The organism is Halalkalibacter hemicellulosilyticusJCM 9152, from assembly GCF_000513115.1.
GTDB lineage: Bacteria > Bacillota > Bacilli > Bacillales > Bacillaceae_D > Halalkalibacter > Halalkalibacter hemicellulosilyticus.
Genome location: NZ_BAUU01000012.1, coordinates 73,478 through 85,129, shown reverse-complemented (window position 1 = coordinate 85,129; position 11,652 = coordinate 73,478). Strand labels below are relative to the sequence as shown.

The following is an 11,652-nucleotide window of genomic DNA, read 5'->3' as shown; positions in this document are numbered from 1 at the left end:
CAGTCTCTTTTACTGATTATACATCAATGGTGCTCAATAAGCTGGTCTACATTAACGTCAAATTCATTGCCTGGTTCGTGTAATGGAAAAATGCGTGCAGTTGCATTTTGTTCATCGACATGCTGAATATATATTTGTTGATCTAAATAAGTAACATGTTTCATATCAGGAGACTGAGAAATTTCCTTAGCTCGTAAAGTATTCATGTTTACTCTCCTTTGGTAATTTGACTTACAGTAGTAGTGTAGACAGTTTAATAAGGCAATATGCTGTTATTTAATTCCGAATAATAATGTAAATTAAATAAGCTACATAGGCTAAGGTTAAAATAAATCCCTCTGCTTTAGCAACGGTATAGCTCGTTCTTGAGAAGATAAATAGCATAATTGTGAGTACAAGTAAAATAATTAAATCAATGATTATTTTACTTGAGACAGTTAATGGTGTAATTAATGAGGCAAGTCCGAGTACAAAGAAAACATTAAAGATTGAACTCCCAACTACGTTGCCTAAGGCCATCTCACTATGCTTTTTCATAGCAGCTGTAATGGAGGTAACTAGCTCTGGTAATGAAGAACCGATTGCCACGATCGTTAAACCTACAAGTGTCTCGCTCATACCAAATTGATAGGCAATCGTTGTACTTGTTTCTACGACAAAGTAGCCGCCAAGAACAATAGCAGTAAGTCCGAAGATCGAGAACAGTATACTTTTTTTTAGAGAGTGATTGGGTGCATGATTCGTTGATTCAATTGAATCGTTTCGACTATTTTTGGCTGCTTCAAAAACGTAATACATAAAAATAGTGAAAAATAAAAGTAAAATGACCCCATCACTTCGAGAAATCAAAAAATAAGTATCTTGATTGGTTGAATCAAATAATAGTACGAGTAAAACGACAGCTGATAAAAAAGCAAAAGGAATCTCTTTACGGATTGTCACAGATTCTACTTTCAATGGGAAAATAAAAGCGGTTAGTCCGACGACTAAAGATAAATTTAATAAATTACTTCCGACAATGTTTCCAACTGTCACATCAGAATTACCTTCTAAGGCAGCAATAATACTGACAGTAGCTTCAGGAGCCCCCGTTCCAAAAGCAACAATCGTTAAGCCGATTATAAGTGGAGAGATGCTTAAGGAATGTGCAATAGAAGCGGAACCATCTACAAACCAATTTGCCCCTTTAATTAGTAAAAGAAAACCTAGAATTAATAAGAGATAAGTCAAATCGATCCACCTCACTATAATTTCACGTACCGTATTGATTTTTCATTTAAACATTAATATCGTCTGAGGAGAATAAAGAAATAGTCAGTTGACCGCCGTAAATAAAGCTTCGTATTAAAATCGGTTGATTATAATTATTTTGGAAAGTGAAATCTGGGCCATACCAACTAACTGTAGCATCTCGACCAGGAGGTACATAAGGAACACGTTTACTATGACTGTAGCGTTCGATAATTTTCATATGAGCATAATCAACTGCATTGTACAGTGTTGATGAAACTTGACAAATTCCACCACCGACACCTTCAGAAAGTTCACCGCGAATGATGATTGGCGCTGGTAAGTAACCTCGTTCAATCGTTCTTTTTCCGACGACATGATTAAATGAAAAAGTTTCACCTGGAAAAACAACATAATTATTAATGGAGCTGCAGCCAATTTAATATTATGTGATCGTTTATTGTTGCGCTTATTAAAATAAGTACTGAACGAACTAATATGATTCGTTTTAATATGAGCAAGTAACTCAGTGTCAACTTTCGGATAGGTTGGGATGATAGGCGCATCAATTTTGCTGCTTCCATGTTCGTAGTAATATTTTACAATTAATTGATTCATGGAAAAGTGATTCAAGCGATACCCATTTTCTTCAGCAATCATATCACCATTTTCAGCAATTGTCGCATTTTTTGCCGGCTTTTGCACAACCGTTTCTATCGTACGTATTATTTCATGTAATTGTTTGTGATTAATCATTTCCGTTCCTAGCAATGGGTGTTGTAGTGCTTGATGATCAATTGAATAAATTAACTCATTTTCATGATAAATCATTAAAGGTTCTTCAACAGGTGTAGGTAGAAGTGCAAGAAATAAGAACAATGAAAGCATCATGTATTTAACCTCCTCCTGTTAGTATGAGTCAATTGTCCCTTTTCTATTGAAGGGAGTTTTGGTTTTTTACTCTTGTTTGGTTAGTTATTTTTGGGGAATGGTAAAACTAAAGGTATGGTTAAAGGGGGAAATGAATTTGAAGGATCGGGATAACAAGCGGATTGAATTGCACGGATTTAATAATCTGACGAAAACGCTAAGCTTTAATATGTATGACATTTGCTATACAGAAACGAAGGAAGAAAAAGAATCGTATATCAATTATATTGATGAACAGTATAATGCTGATCGACTTCAGCATATATTAACAAATGTAACCGAGATAATTGGAGCGCATGTCTTAAATGTTTCCAAACAAGATTACGTACCACAGGGTGCTAGTGTGACGATTCTTGTTTCAGAAGGTCCCGTTGTAGAAATTCCAACACATTATACAAATGAAAAAGGACCTCTACCTGATTCGGTTGTGATGCAATTAGATAAAAGCCATATAACGGTTCATACGTATCCAGAATATCACCCATACGAAGGGATTAGTACGTTTAGAGCAGATATTGACGTTTCGACTTGTGGAGAAATTTCACCACTAAAGGCACTACCATATTTAATTCATTCATTTGAAACGGACATGATGTCCATTGATTATCGTGTGCGCGGTTTTACAAGAGATGTAAACGGAAATAAAATATTTATCGATCATGATATTGATTCGATTCAAGATTATATACCTGATCACGTGAAGGATGAGTATGAAATGATGGATGTAAACTTACATCATGACCATATTTATTACACCAAATGTCGCCTTAAGCAATTTCGATTAGAGGATTATCTGTTCACACCTCGGAATCAGTTGTCAAATGTGGATAAGAATTGGATAACAACAAAAGTTAAGAATGAAATGGATGAAATTTTTTATGGTCATGTAACGAAAAATGAATAGATTGACATGCTCGTTCATACGTATTTTTAAAAGAAAGAGTTTATGTAATGTCTTAAGCAAGCAGGCTGAGGAAGAGGAGAATGTACAGTGAAATCTAGTTATATCATTCGTTTACTTTTGCTAATCATTGTACTTATATTAAGCTGGTATTTAATTTCTGTCGTATTTACTTTAACTTTTCCATTTCTTATAGCTGTGCTTCTAGCTTTTATGATGAATCCACTCGTGTCATTTTTTGAAATGCGAATAAGGCTACCAAGAACCGTATCTGTTATGGTAGCCATTTTTTTTATATTTGGAGTATTAGGATCAATACTTACACTTGTTAGTTGGTTAGTCATTGATGGCATTCGTTACTTATCACATTATTTACCTCCCTATATTGAAAAGGCATCGATTTCCTTGCAATTTTATATAAACAATCAAATCTTGCCATTGTGGCATACTAGTATTGGGTTTATTGAACGTTTAAATGCTCCGCAGCGCTCTTTTTTGGAGAATGGAATTGAGCAACTAGGAGAGCAGTTGGCGATATTATTGAGTTCAGTAGGTCAGTCTATTGCTAATGGCCTTTCTCATATTGTATCTGCATTACCAATAACGTTTACGGCCATGATTGTTACATTGTTAGCATTATATTTTATTAGTCGTGATTGGAATGTTTATATGTCTCAAATCAAAACGACCGCATCAACAGATTTCTTAAAACGAAGTCAATCTATTTTCAAGGCATTACAACATAAAGTCATTGGCTATGTATATGCACAGTGTATCCTTATTTCAATAACTGCACTTATTTATTTTTTAGGGTTTGTTATAATTGGTGTAGAACACCCTTTAACAGTCGCTCTTATCATTGGGCTCATTGATTTTATTCCTTATGTAGGAACAGGTATCATTTTAATTCCTTGGGCTATTTATTCACTTGTGATTGGAGATGTTTTGTTTGCTATAGGTTTATTTATATTATTCGGGATTGCCATGCTCGTACGACAATTAATTGAGCCGAAAGTGTTATCCTCAAATATGGGCTTACATCCTTTGTTAATGCTCATGTCTTTATTCATTGGCTTTCAATTATTTGGTGTGGTTGGATTAGCACTTGGACCGATGCTATTAGTTGTCATTGTTACATTATATCAAGAAAATGTTTGGCATGATCTTTGGTATTACATAATGAGTGAAAGCAAAATGTAATGCTCTCACCCATGTACCTTATTAAGAAGGATTGTGTTGGCTTTCTTCATAAGCAATTAACCGAACTTCTTTATTCGCTTCTTTGTTTAAGCGAGTTTCTAACGCTTTTATTTCATCAATAAGATGATGATCGAGTCTTGCAGCAGTGTAACGATCATCGGGAATGTCTTCATACATATTCTTCTTCAGCTCCTTTTCATATATGTGATTAATGATAGTTTCCGCAAATATGGTTGTCATTATGTTAGAACGAAATGGTAAGTTTAAGACATGAAAAAGAGTGGTAAGAGAATACTATACTGACTTACTGAAAATAATGGAGGTTTATTAATGGCAAAGCAGACAAGTGAAATTGTGAAACAATCGTTAGATGCGCTAATGGAAGACAAAAGCTTTTTACCCGAATTAACAGGAGAATCTAGAGCCCAAGCATTCGCTTCTTTAGTGGCCATTTTATCGACACCAAATCAAGTACATAAGTCCTTTTTAAGGATCTCATTAGAAAATGGACATGTCGTTCGGATTCCATCCTTTCGAGTTCAACACAATAATGCACTAGGACCGTATAAAGGAGGTATTCGCTTTCATGAAACGGTACAAGAGGAGGAGGTTATTAATTTAGCGGCTTTAATGACATTGAAAAATGCACTTCATGATGTTCCTTTTGGAGGTGGAAAAGGCGGAGTCATTGTCAATCCACGTGAACAATCGATAAAGGAACTACATTTAATTTGTAAGAAATATGTGCAATATTTTAGTGATAGCCTTGGGCCAGATAAGGATATTCCTGCACCAGATGTAGGAACAAGTGAAAGAGAAATGGATTGGATGATGGCAGAATACAAAAGTATTAGACCTGGACAAGCGTATTTTGGTAGTTTTACCGGAAAAAGTATTGCGAATGGTGGTTCTTTAGGGCGAAGAGAAGCGACCGGAAAAGGGGTCTATTTCTCATTACGGTATATGTTACACCAATTTTTGGATGATCATAAATCATTGTTAACGAGTACGAATAACAAGTTTGCTAAAACAGTGCTAGCTTTTGAAAATAAACCATTACAAATCGCGATTCAAGGCTTTGGGAATGTAGGTTCAGTTGCAGCACTAGAAGCGTATCATTGTACGTATTTACAAAACAAAGTAATAAGCGTCAGTGATCGAAATGTCATGCTATATAATTCAGAAGGGCTAGATATTCCAACATTAGTCAAATATACGATGGCTCATAACGGTGATTTACCAATAAACGAAGTACAATTAAACGAGCACGGGATTAAAGCAACGATCCATTCTAACAATGAGATTCTGTCTTTAGATGTAGATGTATTAATTTTGGCAGCGCTTGAAGACCAAATTCATAGTGAAAACGTCAATGATGTGAAAGCTCAAATCATTGTTGAAGGAGCAAATGCTCCTGTAACAGCAGAAGCTGATGAGATCATTAATCAACAAGGGAAAATCATCATTCCAGATATTTTAGCTAATGCAGGTGGAGTTATTGTTTCATATTTTGAATGGCTACAAGGGAGAGAGACACAATTTCATACAGAAGATGAGATTATTCATATGCTCTATAATAAGATGCAAACGACGATGGAAATGATTTTACCACGGTTCTTTGGAGATCCGTTCCCACTTAGACAAAATTGTTATATCCATTCTGTTATGAAGCTTTCAACTGTATTATTTAAACAAGGAAAGTTATATTAAGAAACTGTTATCTTCGTTTTATGCTTCTTAACTTCTATTTAAGTTAGAACCGCTTATCGTAAAATAGATAAGCGGTTCTTGCTATGAGCATTTCTTTAATCGTTTGCTTTTATGTGAAAAATACCATTGTAATGCTAAAGGAACTAACGTGATGATGAGTAAGATTCGGATCATTTGTAAAGAGCTAACGACGGCTGGATCTGCACCAACAGAAGAAGCGGTTAAGGCCATTTCAATAAGTCCGCCTGGTGCAATACTCAATATAGCTGTAGCATAATCCATTGTAGTAAAAAATGCTAATATGGAACCTAATCCAAATGAAATAGAAATGATGATCAGTGTCGCAATGAGAAAATGAATACAGTAAGCACCGCCTTTTTGTATATCTTTAATGGATATCGATATGCCTAATCCGATTCCAACTGATAATTGAGCAAGCACGACGAACAGAGGTGGGACGGTTGGTAAATCAATCATTGACATATTAAAAAATGCTGTCACAAGCATCGGAATTAGAACGATTCCTGCTGGAATTTTCTCTTTTAGGAGAAATCCAATACTAATAGGTATAATGAACCAAAGAAGTGATAATTCAACATGTAAAAATGACTCATTTGTTTGAGAAACGAATTCACGATTTGGATTTGATGTGTGAAAAAAAATAATTATAACAGATGGTACAGTGAAAAGAACTGTCACAAGTCGAATCGTTTGAAAGATAAGAACAAATGAAGAGTTAGCTTTCAGATTTTCACTTGCAATGACCATCTCAGTCAGTCCACCAGGGATCGTGCTTAAAACACTCGTTACTTGATCGATGTGAAATGATTTTGAAATAAGAGTTCCGATCATGATACATATGATGATCAGAATAATTGTAAGCAGTACATATGGAAATAAGAATGGAAAAATCATTTGGACTGAAGAAAATGTAAAATAAAGACCAAAGTAAATGCCCAAGATCGTTAGCCCACTATTTTTAAGGAAATCGGGCCAAATCATGTCTCTCTTACTTATCGTCTTCCAGATTACAACAAATAGTAATGGACCTAGAACCCATGGAAGGGGAAGAGAAATAGAAGAAGCGATGACTCCACCTAAAAGACTAATGAATAGAACTTCACTAATGCGTAAAATATTCATAACAGTATCACTCCAACTTTTTTACAGGCTACTCATACTATTTTCATAAAATAGAACATCATTTATGTCGAACTACTGACTATTTTCATATTTTCTTATTTTAAATCGTAATTGCATCACTTTCAATGTATAATAAGAATGATTGAAAATCGTAAGGTTGAGGGAGGATGTATAACAGATGGGATGGGCTTTACTTCTCATTTTTATAGTAGCTATTATTTTGCTTTGTTGGTCGCTCTTTTCTAAGGAACAATCAGCAGAGAAGAAACAAATGGAACAATTTTCAGTTTCCGTAATGCAAGAGGTTGATCATTTGCAACAGCAAATAAGAGATTTAGAACTTGATCAGGATATTATTGCACAAGAAGCAAAGGTTCCGTCGAAAACATCTCAAGAACGTAAAGTACTACGTGAATTATTAGACCTTCATAGAAGAGGATATTCTATGGAAGGAATTGCTCATGAAAAAGGTTTAACAGAAAATGAGGTTATTTTGCTATTAACTCCATATATAGAAGTTAAGCAAGAAAGGAGACAAGCAGCAAATGACAGCTAAGACGGTCAGAGCATTTGCTTCAGGACTCCTGATGGCAGGTGGTATCTGTGGAATCGCCTACGTTGTTGACACAGGCTCCGCAGAAGAATTAGAAAATGAGGCTACTGATGAAAATGTACACTCAGACTCTGATGATGAACATATTAATGAACAATTGACTGAAGATGGATATTCGTTAGATGATATGACATCAGAACTGATAAATGAAGGTTACTTGGTCAGAACAGAGGAAGAATGGCAAACGATTCTTGATGAACTAGATGAAAGTCATGAGGAAGAGTTAAATGAATTACGTGATAGAATCAGTGAGTTAGAAGATCAAGATGAAAATAGTGATGGAGCGTCTGTTATATATCGAACGATATTAACAGTTACCCCTGGTATGACGAGTATTGATGTAGGACAAGCTCTTGAAAGAGCCAATATTATTGATCGGGCGATGGATTTCTTTGATGAAGTAGAAGATCAAGGTTTGGCAAATAGCTTGAAACCCGGTACGTATGAAGTAGATAGTGAAATGTCATTGTCTGAAGTGATCAGTGAAATTTTTTAAAAAACAGGGATGAATCTAGCGAGAAGCTAAGTTCATCCTTGTTTACTGTGCTCTATTTACTATAAGTTGGGGAGTTGGACTGTTTGAATTGAAATTTAGGAAGTTGCCAGTCGAAATGGACGGACAATAATCGTAATGTGACAATGAGGCCAAGTAAAATATATAAACTCATACCGGTTGGGAATATATTTAAACCGATTAATAGTCCAGCTAACATGGCCCATAGAGCATAAATTTCCTTTCTAAAAATCATCGGCTGACGCTTTGCTAGTAAATCACGAACTACACCACCGCCACAACCCGTCAATGCGGCTGCTGTAATAATAGCAATAAGAGGCAGTTGTGCTTCTTTAGCAAACATAGCTCCTTGAATCGCAAATGCAGCAAGTCCAAAAGCATCCATTGTATGTCCCCATTTATGCCAATGTTTCATAAAGATACTAGGAAAAATAAATAAAAGGGTGATAGAAATAAAAGCAACGATAAACAGCGTCCCTTGCTCCCATAAGGCAGATACAGGGACACCGATCAGTAAATTTCGAATGGCTCCTCCACCGAAGGCACAACAAAAGCCTAAAGCATAAACACCTAATAAATCATAATCACATTCTTTATCTAGTGCGACCATGGCTCCACTTAAAGCAAAGGCGATCGTTCCGATTATATTTAATACATCCCACACCACAGCGCAGCACACTCCTTATCTTTCACAGATGTCTAACAAACATTATAAAGCAAAAACACTGAAAATAGTGAACTTTTTCGTAGATTTTGCTTAATTTGTTCGGATATACTCGTGTGAGTGGATAAAATGTTATAATTAGCAATAGAATTTGAAGAAATGAGGAGTTTTTATGGTGTTCTTATCTAAGAAAATGGAGCAATTTCAAACAAGTATATTTAATGAATTATCCGCATATAAAACAAAGAAAATAAAGGAAGGTAGCAGTTTAATTGATTTAAGCATTGGGAGTCCAGATTTACCTCCGCCGTCTTTTATTGTTGAGGAATTAGTGTCTCAAGTACAAGATTTGAGTCAATATAAGTATGCATTAGAAGGAATAACGGAATTGCATGAAGCGATTCACTCTTATTATATTCGTCATTATCATGTAGAAGTGCATGCCCAACATGAAATATTAAGCTTAATGGGGTCACAGGATGGACTCGTTCATCTTCCGAGCGTATTTGCAAATGAAGGAGACGTTATTTTAGTACCCAATCCTGGTTATACAGCTTATGCAGCAGGTATTAGCCTAGCAGGAGCAATTCCTTATTCAATGCCCCTAAGTGAAGAAAATCAGTTTTTACCTAATTTCGAGGCTATTCCAAGTGAGATTAGAGAAAAAGCGAAATTAATGATTTTGAACGTACCAGGAAATCCAATTCCAAACATGGCTGATAAAGACTACTTTGAGAAGCTCATTCATTTTGCAAAAAAGCATGACATTTTCATTTTACATGACTTTGCATACTCCGAGCTTTATTATGAAAAAAAGCCAATAAGTTTGCTGTCGATAGAGGGGGCAAAAGAGGTTGCCATTGAATTTAATTCTTTATCCAAAAGCTTTAATATGGCAGGTTGTCGAATTGGGTATGTTGTCGGTAACGCTACTGTTATTCAGGCATTAAAACGGTTAAAATCGAATCTTGATTTCGGGGTGTTCATTCCTATTCAGAAAGCTGCAGCTCGCGCTTTAAATGATCGCTCAAACTTTAGTGACCATTTAAGAGACATTTATAGGAAAAGAAGAGATACGTTAGTATCCGGTTTACACTCGATAGGATGGCAAGTTGATCAACCTCAAGCTTCGATGTTTGTTTGGGCGAAAATACCATTTGAGATTAGCTCCTTGGAACTTTCCTATCGATTTATTGATGAAACAGGGGTTGTCATGATCCCAGGGACAGCATTTGGTTCAGAAGGTGAAGGTTATATGAGAATGGCTTTTGTACAGGACGAAGTGGTGTTACAAACTGCGGTCAACCAATTAAAAACAAGTTCTTTTTTTAAGACATTGAGTTAATTTAGAGACTGGGACAAAAGTGTTTAAACAACGGAGCTTAAATCGCTTCTCAGTTGAGCACTTTCGTTATCCCCAGTCTCTTTCTAAATGATTTAATTTTATGATGTCACAGGTGCTATCGCCATCGCTGGTCCAAAGAATTCATAACGAACCTCACTATCCTGTAATCCTGGATCATTTAAATAAGAAATCATTTGTTTCATGAAAGGGACAGGGCCACAAATATAAAAAATTCCTTGATCTGTAATCATTTCTGTTATATGTTCCTTCTTAATAAAGCCTTTATAATCATAATCCTCATGTAAATGGTCATCCTTTTTCGGTTCGCTAAAAAACGTAATACTTTTGCCGTTTTTTAGCAAAGTCATGAGTTGTTTAATTTCCTCTTGGAAAGCACGAGTCTTACCATCTTTTGCAGCGTGGATAAATGTAAGCTTTCGATTAGGGTTATGCCAAGCAACATATTTAGCCATGCTTAATAATGGGGTAATCCCAACACCTCCGCTTAGAAAATAAATGGGTTTCTCATTTGTTTCATTAAGTGTGAATTCACCTGCAGGAGCTGTTAATTCTAATTCATGATTAATGTCAATTTGATCGTGAAGATAATTAGAGACTTTTCCTTCTGGTTGGTGTTCGCTTTCGCGTTTTACAGATATACGCAAGTACGGTTTTCCAGGTATATCGGATAAACTATATTGTCGGTTTGATAAATATTTCTCACCAGGTATTTGTACACGAACCGTGACGTATTGTCCCGGTTTAAAGTTTGGGATCACATCTTGATCTACTGGATGTAAGTAAAATGAAGTAATGCATTCACTCTCTACTTGTTTGCGGATCACTTTAAATGTTTTGTAACCATCCCATCCACCTATTTGCTGAGCCGCTTCTTCGTACATTTCATTTTCCACATCAATAAACACTTGAGCAATCACTCCATATGCTTCTTCCCATGCGTTAAAAATGTCTTCAGTAGCAGCCTCACCTAATACTTCTTTAATTGCTTTTAATAAATATTCACCTACTATAGGGTAATGTTCAGCTTTCACTTGCAAACTTCGGTGCTTGTGAGCAATTTGTTTTACTTTTGGCAATAATACTTCCAGCTGATCAATGTTTTGTGCTGCAGCATAGACAGTGTTGGCTAAAGCGGTTTGTTGTCGTCCTTTTTTTTGATTCGCATGATTAAATATATGCAATAGCTCAGGGTGATCGTTAAACATAGATTCATAAAAATGGCTTGTAATATCAACTCCTTTATTTGCTAAAATCGGTGCAGTAGATTTAATAATTTTAATCGTTTTTGTCGATAACATAATAAACCTCCATTAAACATATATTTTAAATACATCTTTAATTGTAAAAGGCGATGGTGGTAAAAGCAATATTTTATATACAT

Annotated in this window: 13 protein-coding genes; 6 read left to right on the top strand and 7 right to left on the bottom strand. The window is 35.5% G+C overall.

Annotated elements, in window-relative coordinates; translation table 11 throughout:
* Positions 1-23 precede the first annotated feature (23 nt).
* The 3 genes from JCM9152_RS09055 to JCM9152_RS23245 form a co-directional block, all read right to left on the bottom strand.
* Complete coding sequence (locus JCM9152_RS09055; RefSeq protein WP_035343377.1) at positions 24-206, bottom strand: H-type small acid-soluble spore protein; 183 nt, start codon at positions 204-206, stop codon at positions 24-26.
* A 70-nt stretch (positions 207-276) separates the two neighbouring features.
* Positions 277-1,230 (bottom strand): calcium/sodium antiporter, encoded by a 954-nt coding sequence (locus JCM9152_RS09050; protein ID WP_035343375.1) that lies wholly within the window; start codon positions 1,228-1,230, stop codon positions 277-279.
* A gap of 46 nt (positions 1,231-1,276) precedes the next feature.
* Positions 1,277-1,654, bottom strand: a complete 378-nt coding sequence (locus tag JCM9152_RS23245) for a VanW family protein (RefSeq protein WP_235715677.1) — start codon at positions 1,652-1,654, stop codon at positions 1,277-1,279.
* Between the two features lie 603 nt (positions 1,655-2,257).
* Here JCM9152_RS23245 and speD point away from each other — a divergent pair.
* Positions 2,258-3,064 (top strand): adenosylmethionine decarboxylase, encoded by an 807-nt coding sequence (speD, locus tag JCM9152_RS09040; protein WP_235715671.1) that lies wholly within the window; start codon positions 2,258-2,260, stop codon positions 3,062-3,064.
* Positions 3,065-3,151: 87 nt separating this feature from the next.
* Positions 3,152-4,261, top strand: coding sequence for a sporulation integral membrane protein YtvI (gene ytvI / locus JCM9152_RS09035; RefSeq protein ID WP_035343371.1), 1,110 nt, complete (start codon positions 3,152-3,154; stop codon positions 4,259-4,261).
* A gap of 21 nt (positions 4,262-4,282) precedes the next feature.
* Here ytvI and JCM9152_RS22825 read toward each other — a convergent pair whose 3' ends face one another.
* Positions 4,283-4,438 (bottom strand): hypothetical protein, encoded by a 156-nt coding sequence (locus tag JCM9152_RS22825; protein WP_162831721.1) that lies wholly within the window; start codon positions 4,436-4,438, stop codon positions 4,283-4,285.
* Positions 4,439-4,591: 153 nt separating this feature from the next.
* Between JCM9152_RS22825 and JCM9152_RS09030 the strand changes: the two genes are divergently transcribed.
* On the top strand, positions 4,592-5,971 hold the full coding sequence (locus JCM9152_RS09030; protein WP_035343369.1) for a Glu/Leu/Phe/Val family dehydrogenase: 1,380 nt from the start codon (positions 4,592-4,594) through the stop codon (positions 5,969-5,971).
* An 81-nt stretch (positions 5,972-6,052) separates the two neighbouring features.
* Here JCM9152_RS09030 and JCM9152_RS09025 read toward each other — a convergent pair whose 3' ends face one another.
* Complete coding sequence (locus JCM9152_RS09025; protein ID WP_035343368.1) at positions 6,053-7,114, bottom strand: AbrB family transcriptional regulator; 1,062 nt, start codon at positions 7,112-7,114, stop codon at positions 6,053-6,055.
* A gap of 178 nt (positions 7,115-7,292) precedes the next feature.
* Here JCM9152_RS09025 and JCM9152_RS09020 point away from each other — a divergent pair, with 178 nt between their 5' ends.
* A complete protein-coding gene (locus JCM9152_RS09020) occupies positions 7,293-7,670 on the top strand; it encodes a hypothetical protein (protein ID WP_035343366.1) in 378 nt (125 codons plus the stop codon).
* On the top strand, positions 7,660-8,223 hold the full coding sequence (locus tag JCM9152_RS21370; RefSeq protein WP_052015794.1) for a hypothetical protein: 564 nt from the start codon (positions 7,660-7,662) through the stop codon (positions 8,221-8,223). The genes JCM9152_RS09020 and JCM9152_RS21370 overlap by 11 nt, the downstream gene beginning before the upstream one ends.
* A 52-nt stretch (positions 8,224-8,275) precedes the next feature.
* On the opposite strand, the gene JCM9152_RS09010 is transcribed toward JCM9152_RS21370, so the two are convergent.
* Complete coding sequence (locus JCM9152_RS09010; protein WP_035343364.1) at positions 8,276-8,908, bottom strand: trimeric intracellular cation channel family protein; 633 nt, start codon at positions 8,906-8,908, stop codon at positions 8,276-8,278.
* A gap of 169 nt (positions 8,909-9,077) precedes the next feature.
* Between JCM9152_RS09010 and JCM9152_RS09005 the strand changes: the two genes are divergently transcribed.
* Positions 9,078-10,250: an LL-diaminopimelate aminotransferase gene (locus tag JCM9152_RS09005; protein WP_035343363.1), complete on the top strand. Its 1,173-nt coding sequence runs from the start codon at positions 9,078-9,080 to the stop codon at positions 10,248-10,250.
* Between the two features lie 98 nt (positions 10,251-10,348).
* On the opposite strand, the gene hmpA is transcribed toward JCM9152_RS09005, so the two are convergent.
* Positions 10,349-11,569, bottom strand: coding sequence for an NO-inducible flavohemoprotein (gene hmpA, locus JCM9152_RS09000; protein ID WP_035343362.1), 1,221 nt, complete (start codon positions 11,567-11,569; stop codon positions 10,349-10,351).
* Positions 11,570-11,652: the final 83 nt, after the last annotated feature.